Annotated in this window: 22 protein-coding genes; 11 read left to right on the forward strand and 11 right to left on the reverse strand. The window is 54.0% G+C overall.

Annotated features, from left to right (window positions below):
* The 7 genes from ACZ5TN_RS09560 to ACZ5TN_RS09590 all read left to right on the forward strand — a co-directional run bounded on the left by ACZ5TN_RS09560 (position 1) and on the right by ACZ5TN_RS09590 (position 4585).
* The gene (locus ACZ5TN_RS09560; RefSeq protein ID WP_011250587.1) at positions 1-711 is read left to right on the forward strand and encodes a ribosome assembly factor SBDS; all 711 of its coding nucleotides are present in this window, start codon (positions 1-3) and stop codon (positions 709-711) included.
* Positions 708-1481 (forward strand): exosome complex RNA-binding protein Rrp4, encoded by a 774-nt coding sequence (rrp4, locus tag ACZ5TN_RS09565; RefSeq protein WP_011250586.1) that lies wholly within the window; start codon positions 708-710, stop codon positions 1479-1481. Before ACZ5TN_RS09560 ends, rrp4 begins: the two co-directional genes overlap by 4 nt.
* Complete coding sequence (rrp41, locus tag ACZ5TN_RS09570; RefSeq protein WP_011250585.1) at positions 1465-2214, forward strand: exosome complex exonuclease Rrp41; 750 nt, start codon at positions 1465-1467, stop codon at positions 2212-2214. Before rrp4 ends, rrp41 begins: the two co-directional genes overlap by 17 nt.
* Positions 2207-3025, forward strand: a complete 819-nt coding sequence (gene rrp42 / locus ACZ5TN_RS09575) for an exosome complex protein Rrp42 (protein ID WP_464916607.1) — start codon at positions 2207-2209, stop codon at positions 3023-3025. Before rrp41 ends, rrp42 begins: the two co-directional genes overlap by 8 nt.
* A 31-nt stretch (positions 3026-3056) precedes the next feature.
* Entirely contained in the window at positions 3057-3338 is a 282-nt protein-coding gene (locus ACZ5TN_RS09580) for a hypothetical protein (protein ID WP_464916608.1), read from the forward strand.
* A gap of 51 nt (positions 3339-3389) precedes the next feature.
* Entirely contained in the window at positions 3390-3803 is a 414-nt protein-coding gene (locus tag ACZ5TN_RS09585; protein ID WP_054840242.1) for a cell division protein SepF, read from the forward strand.
* Between the two features lie 80 nt (positions 3804-3883).
* Positions 3884-4585 (forward strand): ZPR1 zinc finger domain-containing protein, encoded by a 702-nt coding sequence (locus ACZ5TN_RS09590; protein ID WP_464917606.1) that lies wholly within the window; start codon positions 3884-3886, stop codon positions 4583-4585.
* On the opposite strand, the gene ACZ5TN_RS09595 is transcribed toward ACZ5TN_RS09590, so the two are convergent.
* Positions 4582-5106, reverse strand: coding sequence for an ASCH domain-containing protein (locus tag ACZ5TN_RS09595; RefSeq protein WP_464916609.1), 525 nt, complete (start codon positions 5104-5106; stop codon positions 4582-4584). The two genes, ACZ5TN_RS09590 and ACZ5TN_RS09595, sit on opposite strands and share 4 nt — an antisense overlap.
* Positions 5107-5155: 49 nt before the next feature.
* On the opposite strand from ACZ5TN_RS09595, the gene ACZ5TN_RS09600 reads away from it, so the two are divergent.
* Entirely contained in the window at positions 5156-5548 is a 393-nt protein-coding gene (locus ACZ5TN_RS09600; RefSeq protein ID WP_464916610.1) for a hypothetical protein, read from the forward strand.
* On the opposite strand, the gene ACZ5TN_RS09605 is transcribed toward ACZ5TN_RS09600, so the two are convergent.
* The 9 genes from ACZ5TN_RS09605 to ACZ5TN_RS09645 all read right to left on the reverse strand — a co-directional run bounded on the left by ACZ5TN_RS09605 (position 5535) and on the right by ACZ5TN_RS09645 (position 16158).
* Complete coding sequence (locus ACZ5TN_RS09605; RefSeq protein ID WP_464917607.1) at positions 5535-6539, reverse strand: homoserine dehydrogenase; 1005 nt, start codon at positions 6537-6539, stop codon at positions 5535-5537. The genes ACZ5TN_RS09600 and ACZ5TN_RS09605 overlap by 14 nt on opposite strands.
* Positions 6540-6581: 42 nt before the next feature.
* On the reverse strand, positions 6582-7424 hold the full coding sequence (locus ACZ5TN_RS09610) for a CBS domain-containing protein (protein WP_464917608.1): 843 nt from the start codon (positions 7422-7424) through the stop codon (positions 6582-6584).
* Positions 7425-7496: 72 nt separating this feature from the next.
* Positions 7497-8690 (reverse strand): sodium ion-translocating decarboxylase subunit beta, encoded by a 1194-nt coding sequence (locus ACZ5TN_RS09615; RefSeq protein ID WP_464916611.1) that lies wholly within the window; start codon positions 8688-8690, stop codon positions 7497-7499.
* Between the two features lie 6 nt (positions 8691-8696).
* Positions 8697-9170 (reverse strand): biotin/lipoyl-containing protein, encoded by a 474-nt coding sequence (locus ACZ5TN_RS09620; RefSeq protein WP_464917609.1) that lies wholly within the window; start codon positions 9168-9170, stop codon positions 8697-8699.
* 2 nt (positions 9171-9172) lie between these two features.
* On the reverse strand, positions 9173-9553 hold the full coding sequence (locus ACZ5TN_RS09625; protein WP_464917610.1) for an OadG family protein: 381 nt from the start codon (positions 9551-9553) through the stop codon (positions 9173-9175).
* 16 nt (positions 9554-9569) lie between these two features.
* The gene (locus tag ACZ5TN_RS09630; RefSeq protein WP_011250573.1) at positions 9570-11138 is read right to left on the reverse strand and encodes a carboxyl transferase domain-containing protein; all 1569 of its coding nucleotides are present in this window, start codon (positions 11136-11138) and stop codon (positions 9570-9572) included.
* Between the two features lie 107 nt (positions 11139-11245).
* Positions 11246-11674, reverse strand: coding sequence for a translation initiation factor IF-2 subunit beta (locus ACZ5TN_RS09635; RefSeq protein WP_011250572.1), 429 nt, complete (start codon positions 11672-11674; stop codon positions 11246-11248).
* Between the two features lie 45 nt (positions 11675-11719).
* Positions 11720-15664 (reverse strand): DNA replication licensing factor, encoded by a 3945-nt coding sequence (locus ACZ5TN_RS09640; RefSeq protein WP_464916612.1) that lies wholly within the window; start codon positions 15662-15664, stop codon positions 11720-11722.
* Entirely contained in the window at positions 15664-16158 is a 495-nt protein-coding gene (locus ACZ5TN_RS09645; protein ID WP_464916613.1) for a hypothetical protein, read from the reverse strand. The genes ACZ5TN_RS09640 and ACZ5TN_RS09645 overlap by 1 nt, the downstream gene beginning before the upstream one ends.
* Before the next feature lie 163 nt (positions 16159-16321).
* On the opposite strand from ACZ5TN_RS09645, the gene ACZ5TN_RS09650 reads away from it, so the two are divergent.
* Positions 16322-16834 (forward strand): metallophosphoesterase, encoded by a 513-nt coding sequence (locus ACZ5TN_RS09650; RefSeq protein ID WP_011250569.1) that lies wholly within the window; start codon positions 16322-16324, stop codon positions 16832-16834.
* Positions 16835-16862: 28 nt separating this feature from the next.
* A complete protein-coding gene (locus ACZ5TN_RS09655; RefSeq protein ID WP_464917611.1) occupies positions 16863-17711 on the forward strand; it encodes a hypothetical protein in 849 nt (282 codons plus the stop codon).
* On the opposite strand, the gene ACZ5TN_RS09660 is transcribed toward ACZ5TN_RS09655, so the two are convergent.
* A complete protein-coding gene (locus tag ACZ5TN_RS09660) occupies positions 17692-18282 on the reverse strand; it encodes a hypothetical protein (protein ID WP_464916614.1) in 591 nt (196 codons plus the stop codon). The genes ACZ5TN_RS09655 and ACZ5TN_RS09660 overlap by 20 nt on opposite strands.
* An 88-nt stretch (positions 18283-18370) precedes the next feature.
* Here ACZ5TN_RS09660 and rtcA point away from each other — a divergent pair, with 88 nt between their 5' ends.
* Positions 18371-19402, forward strand: coding sequence for an RNA 3'-terminal phosphate cyclase (gene rtcA / locus ACZ5TN_RS09665; protein WP_464916615.1), 1032 nt, complete (start codon positions 18371-18373; stop codon positions 19400-19402).
* Positions 19403-19535 lie beyond the last annotated feature (133 nt).

Below are 19535 nucleotides of genomic sequence, written 5' to 3' on the forward strand. Positions count from 1 at the left end.
ATGCCGATAAGTGTTGATAAGGCCGTCATCGCCCGTCTGAAGACCCATGGTGAGACTTTCGAGATACTGGTCGATCCTTACCTGGCTAGGGACTTCAAGGAGGGCAAGGACGTTCCGATAGAGGAGATCCTCGCCACTCCCTACGTTTTTAAGGACGCCCACAAGGGTGACAAGGCGAGCGAGCACGAGATGGAGAAAATATTCGGCACCAGCGACCCGTACGAAGTCGCCAAGATAATCCTCCGAAAGGGTGAGGTTCAGCTGACAGCTGAGCAGAGGAGGCAGATGCTTGAGGACAAAAAGCGCTACATAGCCACTGTGATCCACAGGCACGCAGTTGATCCGAGGACGGGCTATCCCCACCCGGTTGACAGAATTCTCAGGGCCATGGAAGAGGCAGGAGTGCACATTGACATATTCAAGGATGCCGAGGCTCAAGTTCCACAGGTCATCAAGGCTATAAGGCCGATACTCCCGCTAAAGCTTGAGGTCAAGGTTATAGCAGTCAAAATACCTGGAGACTACGTTGGGAGGGCCTATGGAGAGGTCAGGAAGTTCGGCAACATCAAGAGGGAAGAGTGGGGAAGCGACGGCTCCTGGATGTTCGTGATTGAGATACCCGGTGGAGTTGAGGAGGAGTTTTATGAAAAGCTCAACGCCCTTACAAAGGGCGAAGCGATAACTAAACTGTTAGAGAGGAAGGGCCTATGAAGAAGATTTTTGTAAAACCCAGAGAACTCGTTGTCCCTGGGACTTTACTCGCCCAGGGGCCTTTTAAGAACGGAAGAGGGACTTTCAGGGAAGGCAACGCAATCTATTCCACCGTCATCGGCCTCGTTGAGATCAGGGGAAACGTGATAAGGGTCATACCACTCGAAGGCCCCTATATCCCAGAGGTTGGGGACAATGTCCTGGGGAAGATCGTTGACGTCAAGTTCTCCAGCTGGACTGTGGACATCGGAGCACCATACCAGGCGAGCCTCAGGGTTCAGGATGCCGTTGAGGAGAGGATAGACCTGCTCAAGACCGACCTGAGGAAGATATTCGACATCGGGGACATAATCTACGCCAAAGTTAAGGCTTTCAACGAGGTAAACCAGATTGACCTCACAACTAAAGGAATGCCCTTCAAGGGCGGACCGCTCAGGGGCGGCCAGCTCGTCACAATAACACCGTCCAAAGTCCCCAGGCTCATAGGCAAGGGCGGTTCGATGATCAACATGATAAAGACCCTAACTGGAACGAGGATAATCGTGGGGCAGAATGGATGGGTATGGGTCAGCGGAAAGAACGACGAGCTTGAGCGGCTCGCAATCGAGGCAATACTCAAGGTTGACAGGGAGAGCCACACCCAGGGCCTCACCGATCGCGTTAAGGAGTTCCTCCTTAGCAGGCTCAGGGAGCTTAAGGAGCAGGGAGTAATAGAGGAAATCCCCGAGGTTAACGGAGAAGAGGGTGGAGAAGATGATGGGCAGGCCTGAAGGATTAAAGCTCATCGATGAGAACGGTAAGAGGATTGATGGTAGAAAGAAGTACGAGCTTAGGCCTATCAAGATGGAAGTTGGCGTCCTCAAGAACGCCGACGGTTCGGCGTACGTTGAGTGGGGCAAGAACAAGGTTTTGGCCGCTGTCTACGGCCCGAGGGAGATACACCCCAAGCATCTCCAGAGGCCGGACAGGGCTATACTCAGGGTAAGGTACAACATGGCGCCCTTCAGCGTTGAGGAGAGGAAGAAGCCCGGGCCGGACAGAAGGAGCGTTGAGATAAGCAAGGTCATAAGGGGTGCGCTTGAGCCGGCGTTGCTCCTTCACATGTTCCCGAGGACTGCCATAGACGTCTTCATCGAGATACTCCAGGCGGATGCCGGTACGAGGGTTGCTGGAATAACGGCCGCTTCGCTAGCTCTGGCTGATGCAGGTATTCCGATGAAAGACCTGGTTGCCGCGTGCGCCGCTGGAAAGATAGACGGCGAGATAGTTCTCGACCTCAACAAGGAGGAGGACAACTATGGAGAGGCAGACGTACCGGTTGCCATAATGCCGCTCAAGAACGACATAACTCTCCTCCAGATGGACGGCTACCTGACGAAGGATGAGTTCCTTGAGGCAGTGAGACTTGCCATAAAGGGCGCCAAGGCCGTTTACCAGAAGCAGAGGGAGGCCCTCAAGGAAAAGTACCTCAAAATAGCCCAGGAGGTTGAGGGAAATGAGTGAGATGGAAGTCATGGCCAGCATAATGCGCGATCACATCATCGAACTGCTCCGCGAGGGCAAGAGAATAGACGGCCGCTCCTTTGAGGACTACCGCGACCTTGAGATCAAGGTCAACGTTATCGAGAAGGCCGAGGGCTCCGCCTGGGTCAGGCTGGGTGACACCCAAGTTCTAGTGGGCATTAAGGCTGAACTTGGCGAACCCTTCCCCGACCTGCCCGACAGGGGCGTCATAACGACAAACGTTGAGCTCGTCCCGCTCGCCTCACCGACATTTGAACCCGGCCCGCCGGACGAGAACGCAATCGAACTGGCGCGCGTCGTTGACAGGGGAATCAGGGAGAGTCAGGCTGTTGACCTGGAGAAGCTCGTCATAGTTCCTGGCAAGCTCGTCAGGGTTATATTCATAGACGTTCACGTTCTCGACCACGGCGGCAACCTCCTCGACGCCAGCGGAATCGGTGCAATAGCGGCTCTCCTCAGCACAAAGCTGCCAAAGGTCAACTACAACGAAGAAACTGGCGAGGTTGAGATACTCGACGAGTACGAGCCTCTCCCGGTTAACCACGTCCCAATCCCTGTAACCTTCGCCAAGATCGGTAACTCCATAGTCGTTGACCCGAACCTCGACGAGGAGCGCGTCATGGACGGCAGGCTTACTATAACGACCGACGAGACGGGACACATCTCAGCGGCCCAGAAGGGCGAGGCAGGGGCATTTAAGATGGAGGAAGTCATGTACGCCCTCGAAGTTGCCCTGAAGAAGGGCAACGAGATCAGGGAGAAAGTTCTGAAGGCCGTCGGAAGGGCCTGATGTCTCTTCTTTTCTGTTTTGGGTGGTCGCTATGGACGTCATTATGGCACTGGCGGCGGTAGTTTTCATTGGGTTCGCGGCAAGGACGCTCTATCTCCTCCTCCGCGAGGAGCGCAAGAAGGATCTTCTTCTGACCACTGCCATGTGGGGCTTGGCGCTCGTTGTCTGGGGACTGTATCTCATTACCGTTAGGGGGAAGACCCCGGTTCGCTTTGTGGTGGTTGTGTTTGGTTTGACCGCGTTTGTGCTTTCGTTCATAGGTTTGTTCAGGCTTCTTGAGGAGAGTCCATCGGAGTTTGGGAAAGAGCTATAAAGGAAAACATCAAAAAGTAAGACAGTTCACGGTCAATCGGGGGGAATAGTTATGGGACTGTTTGACAGCTTAAAAAAGAAGGATATAAAGCCAACTGTAAAGCCTCCCAGCATAAAGAAGGAGATTAAAGGTGAAAGGGCTCCCGCTCCCACGAGGACGGAGGTTGAGGTCATCCCTGTTGAGGAGGATGTTCTTGCTAAGGAGCTCGTTAAACCTCAGCTTAGGTATCTGCACAAGATAACTGTCACCAGCTACTCAGACCTCGAAAAGGTGTCCAGGGAGCTCCAGAACGGCAACATCGTGCTCGTTGACCTCACTCCACTTGAGAAGAGGCCCGATGTACTCGAGAAGGTCGTCCAGCAGCTCAAGGGTATGGTCAGTGCCCTCGACGGACAGGCCGCCAAGGTCTGCAAACATGAGATAAAGCTCATCCTCCTGCCAAACGATATAAGAATCGCCAAGTGAGGTTATCTTTTATCTCGCCCTTCTTCAACCCTACCATGAATTTATAAACGGTTCTCGGTACTTTAGCTTCGGTGATGCTCATGGGTGAAAACGGCGAGAAGAGACAGAAAGTTGAAGTTCGCGAGGATCTCGGCGAGGTTCAGGTTATCTCACTTGGGGACTGTCCAATCTGCGGTGGGAAGGGCACCCTCAAGGCCATTCAGCACATTCACGATATACCCTACTTCGGCAAGGTCATGGAGAGCACGATAATCTGCGAGAAGTGTGGCTACCGCAACGCCGACGTCATGATCCTTGAGGACAGACCGCCGAAGCTCTACACTGTCAAAGTCGAGGAGGAGAAGGATCTCTTCACTCGTGTTGTCAGAAGCAAGAGCGGTACTATAGAGCTTGACGAAATCGGCGTCAAGATCGAGCCTGGCCCGGCCTCGGAGGGCTTTATCACCAACGTTGAAGGAGTCCTTGAAAGGGTCAGGGAGACCCTCCTAATGGCCAGGGAGTTCAGGAGGCAGGAGGGCGACGAGGAGGCCGTTAAGAAGGCTGACGAGATACTCCAGTACATCGAGGACGTTAAGGAAGGCAAGAAGCCGATAACAGTGAGGATAATGGACCCGCTCGGTAACAGCGCCCTTATAGGCGAGAAGGTGAAAAGCAGGCTCTTGACCGAGGAGGAAATAAAGAAGCTGAGCCTTGGCCCGTACGTTCTCGTCCCGGAAGTCGAGGAAGAGGGCACTCAAGAGGAGAGGAAGGACACTGGCGAAGGAAACCCTGATGAGAGTTAGAGGTAAACGACGTCCCTCGCGAGAAGGTCTTCAATGAGGGCCCTCACCCACGGCTTTCTCGTTTTTCTTGAGAGGTGGATTATGCCCTCCACGTGGATTCCATAGCGCTCCTTCATTTCTTCCCTGCTCATCGGCTCCTTGAAGAGGAACGGCCTCTCTATCGTGAAGGCGTAGCCGTACTCCCTTATGTAATTGCCGAGCCACCTCTTACCGTTCTCTCCGTGAACCAACGTTAGCCCGCTGGTGTCCTTTGTCATCTCCCAGAGGGTCTCTAAGTCGGCCTTGATAACCTCGCCTACCTCAAAGCCGCCCGCTATCGTCCCCCTCTGCGTTAGAGTCTGCTCCTCGTGGAGGCCAAGCCTCCTCAGGGTATCCCTGAGCTCGTAGGGGTTTCCCCTTGCTACATAGAGGAAGACTATGTCTCCCTCACCGAAGGCCCTGCTCTTCCTGAGCTCCACCGTCTTAAGTCCTCTGAATATCAGCTCCGCGTAGACCTGATGCAGGGCTATGACGTGCTCCATGCTTCCACCGTTCGAAAGGTATATGAACCATTAAAAAGAGTTTGGGTCGATGCGGAAGATCCGCCTTGTTGATGAAAGGCGACGCAGGTTTCTTGTGCGCCCCGCGTTATTGGACTTTGTCATTGCCATAGTGAGCTATCTCATCTTCGGCCCAGGACTTTTCCTGATGTTTCTGACTATTGGACTCTTCTTCATTCTCCTCGACAGACTCGGCATCCCTGCCGTTGAACTCGATGTTGGGGGCTCGGTCTATCGGATATACCCAAGCTGGAACTTCTCTGAGGTTGTGGTTGAAGGTGAAGAAAGGAAAACTTTCCCCCTTCTTCCAGGCGAAAACACAATCGAGGTTCGTGGGAAGGTAATTGCGGTTTATCTGGTGCCGAGACGCTTCTTTCCCTCCGTTTTGATCGAGTTCGAGGGAGAGAAGCTCAAACTAGTCTGAGCGCCGCCTTAATCACGTCACTTACGACACCGCTGGCGGTCTCCTTGAGCCCCGCTCCCGCTCCTTTTATGAGGAGCTCCCCAAGGAGGTCGGTCTTTATGACTGCCGCGTTCTCGTGGCTTTCCACCGCAAGCGGGCTTTCCTTCGGTATCTCGGCGGGTTCTACGGCAACGTTTCCCTTTTCTATCCTCGCAACCAGCCGGATTGTCTTTCCCTTCGCCTTTGCCCTTTCAATATCTCCCTCCGTGACTTCTGCTATTCCCCTGACTTCTATCTCTTCATACGTTATCGGATGGAATGCAAGGCAGTGCAGTATAGTTGCCTTATAGCCGGCGTCTATGCCGAGTATGTCGCCACTCGGGTCTCTCTCGGCTATCCCAAGTCTCTGGGCCTTCGCAAGTGCCTCCTCAAAGCTCAGACCCATCTCCATCTGGGTCAGGATAAAAGTCGTTGTCGCGTTGAGGACGGCTTCGATACTCTGGACGTCATCACCCAGCAGGTTCTCCCGAAGAAGGCCCACTATCGGCGTCCCGGCCATCACTGTCGCCTCAAACAGGTAGGGAAGTTCCCTCTTTTCGGCCTCGTCGATAAGCTCTCGGTAGTGGTATGCCAGGGGGGGCTTGTTGCTCGTTACGATGCCCTTTCCTTCCTTCAATGCCCTGAGATGCCACGTCCAGGCCTCCTTGTCGTTGGTGACGTCCACGACTATCTCCGAGTCAACCTCCCCGACTATCTCCTCGGGAGTTAGTTCGTAGACCTCGTAGTCGTTGGTCCACGCGGAGAGCCTGCCGAAGTTCTCCTTAACGAGAAGGGCCTCCCTAAGGTCTATCCCCTCGGGAAGCCAGACGGTTCCACTGGTGTCTGAAATGCTGACGACTTTTATCCTTACTCCGTAACGTTCCTCAAAAAGCCTGCCCTTTTCGAGAAGAACCCCTGCCGTGGCCCTTCCAACGTTTCCAAAACCGATAAGGGAAACCTTGATCTCCCTCAAGAACATCACCAAAGTAAAGAAGGGAGGAAAGCTTAAAGCCTTTTACTTATTCAGGATTACCTTTATTATGTCCATGTCCCTTACGATGCCTACGAGCTCGTCCTGTCCCCTTATGACGGGAAGCTGTTCTATCTCGTACTTGACCATCTTCTGGGCAACGTCGTAGACGCTCATGTGGGGTGTCGCCACAACGACATTGGGGTTCATTATCTCCTCGACTGGCTTCTTTGGAAGCTGAAGTTCCGCCTTCTCAAAGAGCAGTGTTGGGTGGCTTTCGAGTATCCAGTCCTCCTCGCTGGAAGCTGCCAGCTCGGTGCTCTTCATTACCCTAACGACCTCGCTGTCCCTGAGGAGGTCAGTCTCGTCCACCATGCCTATGAGGTTTCCGTCGTCGTCTATTACCGGTATGGCCATTGCATTACACAGGAGGAGGGCCTTGAGGGCTGCTTTTAGCGGTGTCCCGCGCCATACGACGCTGACGTTTCTCTGGTAGTAAGGCTCTATCGTTACTTCCTTGAGCTTTTCGTTCTTTGCCAAGTATCTCCTCACGATGTCGCCAACTGTCAGAATGCCAACGGGTCTGTTCTCATCGTCAACCACAACGACGCGCCTGTAGTCCATTTCAAGCATTTTCTTAACGGCTTTCTTCAGGTCATCGTTTGCCTTGACGGTTGGGACTTCCCTCTTAACGAGCATCGCCAGCTGATCCTCATCAGGGTGGAGGAGGACGCGCTTGATGCTGACTATACCAACTAGCTTTCCGTCCTTTCCAACGACGGGGAATGAGCGTACCTTGTGCTTTCTGAACAGCTCGATGGCGTATTCCCTCGTTGCAGGTAGCTGAATTACAACCGGGTCCTTCGTCATCAGGGTCTTTACCCTCATTTTCACCACCGCTCTATCTAAAGCGCCCTCTTTGTATTTTAATGTTTTGGAAGATGGGAGAAGGGAAAATGCTCAGCCCAGAAGGGCGAGGAAAACACCTGCAACGACTGCCGTTCCTATAACTCCAGCGACGTTTGGCCCCATGGCGTGCATGAGGATGAAGTTGCCTGGATCTTCCTCCCTCGCGATCCTCTGGACGACCCTTGCACTCATCGGAACTGCCGAAACTCCAGCGGCGCCTATCATCGGGTTTATCCTTCCGCCGCTGAGCTTCATCATGATCTTGCCGAAGAAAACTCCTCCAGCGGTTGCACTGGCGAAGGCGACGACACCGAGTCCGAGTATCATTAGGGTCTGGGCTGTCAGGAAGCTCTCAGCGCGCATCGTTGAGCCGACGCCGAGGCCGAGGAAGATCGTGACGATGTTCATCAGCTCCTCCTGTGCCGCTTTGCTCAGCCTCTCGACAACACCGCTCTCCCTGAAGAGGTTGCCTATCATGAGCATTCCTATCAGCGGCGCGGCGCTGGGGACGAGCAGTCCAATGACGATCATGGTAATGACCGGGAAGAGTATCTTCTCCCTCTTTGACACGGGCCTCAACTGCTCCATGCGTATCTTCCTTTCCTCGGGGCTTGTGAGGGCCTTGATGATCGGCGGTTGAATAAGCGGAACTAGGCTCATGTAGGAGTAGGCCGCAACCGCCGTTGCCGCGAGTATCTCCGGGGCGAGCTTGGTGGTTAAGTAGATAGTCGTCGGCCCGTCGGCACCGCCGATGATGCCTATGCTTGCCGCCTGGTGGAGGTTGAAGCCGAGAGCCAGGGCTGTTAGCATGGCCATGAAGACACCTATCTGCGCCGCCGCTCCGAGGAGGGCCGTCTTTGGATCCGCTATCATCGGTCCGAAGTCGGTCATTGCTCCGAGGCCGAAGAATATGAGTAGTGGAACTACCTCAGTCTTGATGAGGAGGTAGTAGATGAGGTCGAAGAGTCCCGGCTCACCGTAGTGCTCGCTCATGTAGGCTATCGTCTTGAAGATGCTGTCGCTGACGTTCTCGGGCAGGTTCACGGCCACCGGCCAGTTGGCTACATGGGAGAGCGGCAGGTTAACGAGCACCGCCGTTATGCCTATCGGGAGGAGCAGGAGAGGCTCCATCTCGTACCTGATAGCCAGATAGACGAGCGTCAGGCCCACTAGGATCATTACGACGTTCCCTACCGTGAGGTGGAGGAGGCCGAGGGTGTTGATGAAGTCAACGAACGTTGCCATAGTCCTTCACCCTATTTCTATTAGTGGGTCGCCGGTGTTTACGGTGTCGCCTTCTTTGACTAGGATTTTCTTTACGACACCGTCTTTTGGTGCTGGAATCTCGTTCTCCATCTTCATTGCCTCAAGAATGAGGAGTCCCTGTCCGGTCCTGACCTGTTCGCCTTCCTTCACGAGTATCTTGAGGATCTTGCCCGGCATTGGGGCGGTGACAACACCCTCACCAGCGGCGGCTGGAGCCGGTGATGGAGTTGCCGGCGCTGGTGCGGGAGCTGGAACCGGAGACGGTGCAGAGGGGGTACTTGGAGCAGGGGCCGGAGCAGAGACCTGGGCACTTGCTAAAGCGCTCATGTCTATTCCAAGCCCCTTGGCCTCGACCTCGTAGGTCTTGTCCTCAAAGCTCACCCTGAACTTTCCTCCGGGCAGTTCCTCAACCTCGACCTCGTATTCGACACCCTCAACGATGACCTTAACCTTCGCCATTCTCACCACTTCCCTATCTCGTAGTTGAAGTCTTCAACATCTTCCATCTGGGTCTGGAGGCCGTAGAGGCGCCAGGCATCTGAGACCTTCCTCCTGAATGGCAGGGGCCTGAGCTGGCTGGCCTTTTCGGCCGTGTAAGCGAGTATGGCCGCTGTGATAACGGCCAGGTCTCTCGGCGGTATCTTCGGCTTCTCCTCTTGCCTGGCCTCCACCGGGGCAGGGGTGGAGGCTGGCGTGGGTGCGGTGGCGGGCTTTTCCCTCTCCACCAACCTTCTCTCGAGCCAGCCCACGAAGTAGAGAACCAAAGCCAGGATTCCGAGGATTGTGAAGACGACTGTAACGCCTATTACCGTTATCCACCCGCCTTCGACGAGCTGGGTCATGTCCATCCTTCACACCTCACAGCGGTATGTTGCCGTGCTTCTTCGGCGGGAGCTTTACCCTCTTGCTCTCCATAGCCTCGAGGGCAAGGATTATCTTCGCTCTGGTTTCGGCCGGGTCTATGACGTCGTCAATGTAGCCGCGTGCAGCGGCAACGTACGGGTTGGCAAACTTCTCGCGGTACTCCTGTATCTTCTGCTGCCTTACCTCCTCCGGGTTCTCTGCGGCAGCTATCTCCTTCCTGAAGATAATGTTGGCCGCTCCCTCGGGACCCATGACTGCTATCTCCGCAGTTGGCCATGCGAAGACGAAGTCGGCACCAAGGTGCTTGCTTCCCATGGCGAGGTATGCTCCACCGTAGGCCTTCCTCAGGATGACGGTGACCATTGGGACCGTTGCCTCGGCGTAGGCGTAGAGGACTTTGGCTCCGTGCCTGATGATTCCGCGGTACTCCTGGTCGGTTCCGGGGAGGTAGCCAGGGACATCAACGAGGGTAACTATGGGTATGTTGAAGGCGTCGCAGGTTCTAACGAAGCGAGCTATCTTGTCCGAGCTGTCTATGTCGAGAACACCTGCGAAGTAAATCGGGTTGTTGGCGACTATTCCAACAGTCTGCCCGTTCATCCTTCCAAAGCCGACCACGGCGTTCGGGGCGAAGTACGGGAGTATCTCAAGGAAGTCAGGGTTTCCGTTCTCGTCGCGGTCAACTATCTCGTATATGACCTGTCTCACATCGTAGCCCTTGTTCGGGTCATCTGGAACGATGTTGTACAGGTTTTCGGTCTTCCTGAAGGGCAGGTCGTTCGTCTTAACGCGCGGCGGCTTCTCCATGTTGTTTGACGGCAGGTAGCTCAGGAGCCTCCTTATGAGGGCGAGAACTTCCTCGTCGCTCTTCCCTATGAGGTGGGCCTGGCCGCTCTTCTGGGCGTGTATCATAGCACCACCGAGCTGGACGGGGGTCACCTCAACGCCCGTAACGGCCTTGACGACCTGCGGCCCGGTGATGAACATGAAGCTGGAATCGCTGTCCACCATCAGGATGAAGTCTCCTATTGCCGGGCTGTAAACCGCTCCGCCAGCACAGGGGCCCATGATTGCCGTTATCTGCGGGACCACACCGCTGAGAAGGGTGTTCATCTTGAATATCTCGCCGTAGCCCTTGAGCGAGTCAACGCCCTCCTGAATCCTCGCTCCGCCGGAGTCGTTGAGGCCTATGACCGGAGCCCCTGCCTCGAGGGCCAGCTCCATAATGCGCTTTATCTTCGCCGCGTGCATCTCGCCGAGGGAACCGCCCATAACCGTGAAGTCCTGGGCGTAGACGAAGACGAGCCTTCCGTCGATGGTTCCGTAGCCGGTTATGACGCCGTCGGCGGGCAGTTCCTTCTTGTCGAGGCCGAACTCAGTTCCTCGGTGCTTTACGAACATTCCTATCTCGACGAAGCTTCCCGGGTCAAGGAGCTTTTCAATCCTCTCCCTGGCCGTTAGTTTGCCCTTTGCGTGCTGTTTTTCGATGGCCTTCTCGCCACCCATCTCCAGAATCTTCTTTTTCCTCTCATACAGCTCGTTGAGCTTCTCCTCCATGCTCATGAGAACTCCCCCTGTTTTTGCTGACCTTTGTTATTTGTAAAGTTTAAAAGCGTTTTTCACAACTCTCTTTTCACCGAGAGTGATACAAAAAGTGGAGAAAAGGCACTTCAGAGGTGCTGGATCGGTGTTTCAGCACCACAGGCTTCGCACTTGAGGAAGTGGAAGCGGCCCTTCTTGATAATCTTCGTATCTGGGCTTCCACAGACGGGACAGATAACGAACTCCTTGAGGTACTTCTTCATCTTGTTTGCTATGAGGTACGGCGTAAAGCGTCCCTGGAGAATTGCCCTCCTGCCCTCGAGGGTTCCAGCGGTAGCGACCTCCCTCAGGATGAACTTGAGGAGATGGTTCGGGTCGCGGTTCATGGCCTCGGCTATGTCCACGAAGTTCTCTATGATCGTCCTGTTTCCGGCTATCGTGACCTGTGCCGGCGGCACCTCGAAACGTGAGTGGTGGTGCTTGACGTTCTCCGGGAGTTCTTCATAAGCCTTATCGAGGAGCTTCTCAAAGTCGTAAAAGTCTACCTTCTCGCTCATTTTCTCACCTCCTACTTACCTCTTCACTTCGCTTTATAACCTTTGTCAGATGACGCGGTAGAATCCAGCTCTCGGTTCATAGACCCTGCCGTCGCTCTTCAGCTCGTTGAGGAGCTTCTCGATGTCCGCCTTGGTTCCTATCCCTGCCTGCTTGGCGGCCTCTATAACTTTCTCCTCCGGCGCTCCGAACTCTCCCTCGCTCTCAAGGGATTTTATGATGTCCACAAGCTTTTCAATCTTGTTTATCTTCTTTGAACTCTTGCCGACTTCGAGGATTGAGACGTCAAGGTTGCCCTCTTCGTCAACGGCTATCGTCTTCATCATTGCCTCGATTATCTCTATCGCCGCCCTCGCGTCCTCTCTCGTCACCGTTTCGCTCAATCTCATCCTCGCGTGGGCCTCGCTGAGCCTGATGAGGGCCTCAAGCTGTCTGGCGGTAATCGGTATTGGCTGGACGCCGTCTTCATCTCCTCTCCGCAGGCCCTTTCTCATTTTGACGTAGTAGCGTTTTATTTCCTCCATTGCCTCTCTGCTCAGAACAGGGTGAACGTTCTTTCTGGCGTATGCTATGTACTTCTTGAGCAGATCGTAGGGTATCTTAGGCGTCACCGCCTCAGCTTCGCCCCTTCTGACCTTGAGGATGTGCTCGGCTATGCTGGCGTCTACTTTCTCGTCGGGCTCGTCGAGGAGCAGGAATATCAGGTCGAAACGGCTGAGAAGGGTCGGCGGGAGGTCGAGCTGCTCCGGGAGGCTCTTGTGTCTGTTGAACCTTCCGAACTTTGGATTGGCCGCCGCTATGACGGTCGTTCTTGAGTTCAGAGTTGCGGTAATTCCGGCCTTGGAGATGCTGATTGTGTTGTGGAGGACTAATCCATGGGAGACGAAGAGGTGGTGCGGCTCAACCGTAACATCGTAGACCCACTCCCAGCGGTCGTTTTTGATCTCCTCGACGCACTTCACCTTCAGGAAGTTCACGTTGGCGTTCCACCACTTGAAGAACTCTTCCAGCTCCCTCTTAGCGAGGGAGATTCTCTCCGCAACCGCACTCTGTATTATGCCCTCTGCCCAGGAATTTCTGGCTTCTGCGAGCTTTTTGAGTTTTCCGTACGTTATCCCGTACTTATAGTAAAGCTGGGTCTTTGGCAGGAGTTCAAGGGCTTTCGCGGGGTCTTCTCTGGAGAGCCTCTCAAGCTCATCCATCCTTTCTATAATCCTCTGAAGATAACCTTCGATGATGTTTTCCCTCACGAGCTTTTGATTGAAGCTGGCGCGCTCTTTTGGTGTCTGTGTTACTCGGAGTATCTTGCCTGCATTGATCAGCGGTTTTACAAGCTCCCTTGGAAGGGCTCTCCTGGCCTTTTCAACAGTGAAGTATATGCCAGTTCTCTTGATCTTCGAGACCACTCCTCGAGAGTAGAGATAATCCTGGTAATCTTCGGCTTCTCTCATGTCTCTGTAGCGTTCTTTAAATTTTCCATCCACTTGAATGGGATACCTGAGAACGCCAAGAGCAATGTCCCCGGGTGTGATCTTCTCGGCGGGCTTCTCGGTTATCTCCCCGTTCTCCCACACCATAACCGGGTGCTCGGGCGTTACAGTAATCTCCCTGCCGTTCGAGAAGCGGAGTTTTATGAACCTCTCTGGGGCCTTGTGCCTGCTAACCCTGTCTGCTTTGACCTTTACTATCTCCCTCTTCTCGAGATCGTAAGCCAGAAGCTCGATGTCCTCAACGGGAAGTATCTCCGTGTCCTTGCCGAGTATCACCCTATCGCGGTTCTTCTCGATGAGCTTATCAACGAGCTCTCCTATCTTTACCTTCCTGCCGTCAGCTAAGAGGAGCTCAAAGTCGTGGTGGTAGCTCTGCTGCTCCAGCGCTTCGTGTATCGCGCTCCTGTCGCGGTCGCTCATCTTGTCGAACTCGTCAATGCAGTTGTGAACGATTATCCCCTCTGCGATGAAGTTGTGCTCTCCCGGAACGTAGAGGTCGTATACATAGCCTTCGTAGGACACGCGTTCAATTGAGATGATCTCATCGGCTTTTGGGTTCAGGTTCTCATCTACGGCCTGTATTTTGTCGCCAACCTTGAACTTCCCCGCCTCTTTCCACTCCAGCGTGTTTCCGTCTATCAGCAGGTGGTCGGGGGTTAGAGTTATCTCGTTGCCTGAGCGCAGCTTTAAGCGGATTAAGTCGCCCTTCCACGGCTTCCTGCGGATTATAGTGGCTGTGCTTTTTCTTGTCTTTAGGGTGGAGAGGTCGAGGGCTACTACTTCCATGTTCTTCTCCTGAATGTCTACGATTTCGTTGCCCGAGCGCGCTTTGTACGACTTCTGGAGCTCAAAAAGATCCTCTATGCGCTGGTATTTCCCATCAACGAGAACGCGGGAGTCTGGGTGGAGGCAGGCAAACCCACCATCGGCTAATACCAGAACACCTGCTTCCAGCACCCAGGAGCCAGTGAGCTCGTCGCGCACTGCTGCTGCAGTGTTGTGGACGACGAAACCGTTTGCTATGAAGCTGTGGGAACCTTCAACGGTGAGGTCATAGACGTAATCGTGGGGAGATTCAATTTCCTGTTTGGAGACCTTGACTGGGCCATTTTCAGTGACGACTTCTCCATCGACGTTTCTGGCCTCTACCCATCCGTTGGGAGTCAGGAGCTTGGTCTCGGGTGTCACTGTAATACTCAATCCGTCTCCTTCTATTCTTATCAGCTTCTCTGGGGCTCTGAGCTTCCACAGTCTAAGGACTCTCATATCACCATCCAGTGTTTTAATGTAGAGTCCGAGCTTTTCGGCATTAACGCTCTTGTAGTCCTGAACTTTTTCTGGTATGGCCTTTTCAACCAGCTCTCCTATTTTGAACTGTCCAAGATTCGTTTTGATTATTGAATCCGGTGCAACACATAGGCCCGCCGCCGATGAACTCTTCCCGCTCGTGTAAATAGCCCTTGGAGCCAGATTGGCGACGTAACGGAGGAGCTGGCTCTTGGCTACTCCAGGATCTCCAACCAGAAGGACGTGGCTCTCTCCCCTCAGCTTCGTCCCGTCTGGAAGGGTTCTCTGGACGCCGCCGAAGAGTGCCAGAGCTATCCCCTTTTTGACTATCCTGTGGCCCCATATGGCTGGAGCTATCGAATCAACGATGGCATCAACGATGTCCTTTCTCTTTGCCAGCTCTCTTATCTTCTGCTCGTCCTCGGGAGAAATTTCCAGTTCCTCTATTTCCTTGCTGAGCTGTTCAATGTGGTTTACTTCAAGAATCTTCTTAAATATCGGCCTCTTCTCCCTCTGCTCCAGGATGACCCTCAGAACGCCGGTAACGAGAACCCTGTCGCCGGGAAGGGCTGCATCCACGAGGTCATCAAGGAGTATTGCATCAACGAAGCGCGGCATCTGGCCGCCTTTAAGGCTCTCCGGCCTGTCCTGGAGACGGAAGCTCTGGAAGTTGAGGAAGCGGCTCTTATCAACGTCAAGCTCTATGTTTCTGCTTCCGCAGGCGTCGCACTTGGCCGGCTTAACGAGGTTCTCGTAGGGTCTCTGAAGTCTCACCATCTCGTTGCCGCAGTCACGGCACACGAAAACGGCCTTCTCAACGAAGGGCTTGACCTCGCTGACACGGGTGATAATTCCCTCTACCTGGATGAGCTTGTTTATGTGCTCGCTCCCGAGCTCCTTGACGAGGAGGGTCTTTGGAAGGTTGTAGAAGCGGGCGTGGACCTTAAACTCTCTCTCCACGAGGAGAGGCGGCTCCCTCAGGACTATCTGGATGGCATCCTCGGCGCTCGCTATGGCCTCTTCCGGGTTGTTTAAGAGTTCATCGGCAAGCTCGGGATCGAAGGAGTTAAGGTGTGCCCAGTCGATTGCCAGCGAGCGCTTTGGTGTGACCGTGAGGAGGTCTTTGAGGCGGTTTATGTAGACCTCGTTGCCCTCATCGTCAACGTACTCCCGCAGAAACTTGGCAAAGCGTGCTATCATCTCTTCCCTGTCCATCAGGCATCACCGAGCCACTCGTTTCTTATCTTCGACATCTGGAGGTATATCCTTCTCTCCTCGGGCGCGAGCCTCGAGAGAAGTTCCAGGCTGTTTGGCCTCAGCATCACGGCTTTCAGAATCTTGTTGAACCTTATGAGCTTTAGATCCCTCAGCTTCTTCTTCAGGTTCGCAAGTTTGGTGAGTTTGACGTTTATAGTATCGACGCTCTCCCTTGGGTTCAGCCTCACGTAGTTCTCGAGGTAATAGGCGTAGAACTCGGCCCTCTCGTAGAGTCCCTCCGGAAGGAGAGTCAGGGGCTCGCTCTCCCTTTCCTCCGCTATGACCTTATCGATCTCGCCGATTATCTTGTCCGTCTCGTCAACTATCTCAACTACCCCCGCTTCCCAGAGCTCTCTCGCCTTCCAGTCTTCCACGAGGACGATATCTCCGCTCTTCCAGTCTCCGAATGGCTTCATGACCTTGACGGCTATGAGGGCTTTACCCGTGAACATGATTTGCACCTTTCCAAGGATTGTCACGTCGTCTAATAAATCTTCCCGAATACATTTGGGCCTGAATGAACCGAGATTGGCTGGCCATTTTTGATCATTCTGTCAGGGCAGTTCACGATAACCCTATAAGCCTTCTCCCTAAATTACTCCAGGTGAGTCAGAGATGTTGATCGGGATTATGAGCGACACACACGACAACCTGCCGGCCATAAGGAAGGCGGTTGAGTTCTTCAACGAGAGGAACGTTGACCTGGTTATACACGCGGGCGACTACGTTGCGCCCTTCGTTGCCAGGGAGCTTAAGAAACTTAAAGCACCTCTCAAGGGCGTCTTTGGCAACAACGACGGCGAGAGAAAGGGTCTCTACGAGGCGCTTGGAATATACGACGAGCTGATAGAGCTTGAGGCCGATGGGATGAAGATCGCCGTAACGCACGGTACGAACGAGGTTTTGGTCAAGGCCCTCGCCCACAGCAGGCTCTATGACGTCGTTGTCGTTGGCCACACCCACAGGTACGAGATACAGGAAGTTGGTAGAACCGTCCTCGTGAACCCTGGAGAGGTCTGCGGCTATGTAACTGGGGTGAAGAGCGTTGCTCTCCTCGATACCAGAAAGAGGGAAGTGCAGATAATAAACATCGACAACGGGGAGCTTCTCGGCGCCATGAGCCTTTAATCTTCCAATTTTCTCGAAGGCGGTGAAAATGGAGAACATACTCCTTCCAAAGGAGCGGCGGGATGCCGTCGTCCTCATAGGGGTGGACGAGAGGGACAGCGTTGAGTTCGTCCGAATCTATGCCGTCAGTGAGGAGAGGGCCAAGCAGGTCCTTGAGGAGTTCTTCAACGCGAAGGGCCTCTTCCCTACCGACTACCGGCTGGTAAGCAGGGGAACTGAACCAGTTGGCGACAGAAAAGCTATAACAACGAGAAGCGAGACGGCCCTTAGCTCGGCACTTGCCAGGCTTGGTCTTAGGCTACTCTCCAACGGCATCCTCTACCTGGACGGCGTTGAAACGCTGTATCAGATAACTCTCGTCAGTGAGAGCCTGTACTCTTCAATCGCTGGAAAAGAGGTTGAGAAACCGCCGCAAAAAGAGGAAACCGGGAGTCTTCCCGAGCCCGAGGAGGTTCTCTCCCTGGGGGTTGACACCCTCGTGGAGAACCTTTCTGGCAGGGACATTTCGGAGTTCCTTCCTGAAAACGCTCTCCTTCTCAGAGAGCCACCCGTTGAGAAAGTCGCCGAACTTCTCGCCGAGGAGAGGGATTATCCAGTCGTGGTCGAGACCAAAGACGCGAGGAGATACTCCTTTCTCGACTTTGCGGTTGTCGTGAGATTGCCGCCGCTCACGGTTGAGGAGTTCTCGGCGGAACTCTCCTCAAGACTCGGAGTCGACGTTGATCCTTCGCTCTTCTCCGCGTATCCCCCTGAAAAGCTCAATATGCAGAACGTTAGAGCACTCGTTCGCCTTGTTGAGGCGATCGTGGAGAAGTGGAAAGTGGAGAGGGAAGAAGCCCTTAAGCTGGCAGTTAGACTCAACCTTGAAGGGCTTTGAAGTACATCTTCGCCATTTCCAGGTAGTCAGGGTTGTGCTTTCCGAGTGCAGAGATTATCAGCTCGCGCTCCTTTTCGCTCTCCGCAAAATACCCTAAAAGTAGTCCCTCATCAACGGTTAGTTCCTTCACGAACGAAGTCCTTTCGAGGTATTCATCCCTGCTTCCACTTTCCTTGACTAGTTCTCTCAGTCTCTTAAGATAGGGCTCAACTTTCTCCTTTCTCCTCTGGAACTCAAGCCAGTCAAAGGAGAGCCTCTCAAACGGGGAAATAAAGAGGCCCGGGTTTGTGAGATATGGCTTTAGGCTTTCCCCGAGCTTTGAGGCGAGGAGCTTCTTTTTAAAGGTCTCCAACCCCTCGTAGTCCTCAGCCAGCCTCTTCTTATCAACCAATTCCAGTGAATCGAAGAGAGCAACGCCTGTTAAGTAGCAGAGTGCAGCAAACGGGACTTTTGGGAGGGTAATGGCCTTGCTTGAAACTCTCACGACATCTCCAGCTTTGCGCTCCTTCCCTTCGAGGAGCATGCCGAGGGGGTAGCTTATGCTCTTCAGGCAGAACTCAAGCTCGTCCATTCTTCCACCAGTGAAAGGTCGGACTTTTCACTGAAAACACTTTCGTCAGGTTTTTAGGGCTGGCTCTCAACACCTATCGGGTGAGAGTATGGAGTGGATTGAGATAGATGGCTCCTACGGTGAGGGCGGCGGTCAGATACTCAGGACGAGCGTTGCACTCTCGGTGATCACGGGCAAGCCGGTCAGGATTTACAACATCCGCGCAAACAGGCCGAACCCCGGACTGAGACCCCAGCACCTCCATGGTATTCTCGCTCTAAAAGAACTCAGCAACGCGAAGGTCAAGGGGGCAAGCGTCGGCTCGACCGAGCTGGAGTTCATTCCCGGGAAGGCAGAGCCAAAGCACGTACGGGTTCCCATAAAAACCGCTGGGAGCATTACGCTCGTCCTTCAGGCCCTTCTTCCAGCTATGGCGTTCATCGGTGGCAGCTTCGAGATAACGGGAGGGACGGACGTCCCCTGGAGCCCGCCGGTCGATTATCTCAAGCACGTTACTCTCTACGCTCTCGAAAGGATGGGCCTAAAAGTCGGGCTTGAGATAAAGAGGCGCGGCCACTACCCCAAGGGTGGCGGGCTGGTAGTGGGTAGGGTCGAGCCTTGGGAAGAAAAGAAGCCTTTGAAAGCCCTGAAGTGGGAAAGGATAGAACAGTTTGCAGGGATAAGCCACGCGACGAACCTTCCGGCCCACGTCGCGGAGAGGCAGGCTAAAGCAGCTAAGGAGAGGCTGAGTGCAGTTTACAGCGCGCCGGTTGAGATAGAGACCGAGGTTTCTCGCTCTCTCGGCCCGGGGAGCGGGATAGTGGTCTGGGCCGAGACGGACCAGCTAAGGCTCGGTGGGGATGCACTGGGGAAGAGGGGGAAGCCGGCTGAGGTCGTAGGCGGAGAAGCCGCCGATGAGCTCATCGAGGCGTTGAAGACGGGAATGGCAGCGGACAGGTTTCTCGGCGACCAGCTCATACCGTTCCTGGCCTTCGCGGGCGGCGAGGTTGGAGTCAGCGAGATAACGAACCATCTCGTCACGAACGTCTGGGTGGTAGAGAAGTTCTTCGGGAAGGTCTTCGAGGTTAAAGGAGAGGTCGGAAAGCCAGGAACCTTGAGAGTGGTAAAATCAGTTTTGTAGTCTGCTCTATTTTTCTTGTCTGTGGGGATTTGAACTTAGTGTTCTAAACTTTTTGTTAAAAACTTGTACTTTAGTGCACTTTTATAAACATCACCGCTCAGATTTCTCTAACATGTGATTAATGGGTGAGAAA

It is taken from the genome of Thermococcus sp. JCM 11816 (assembly GCF_055396515.1).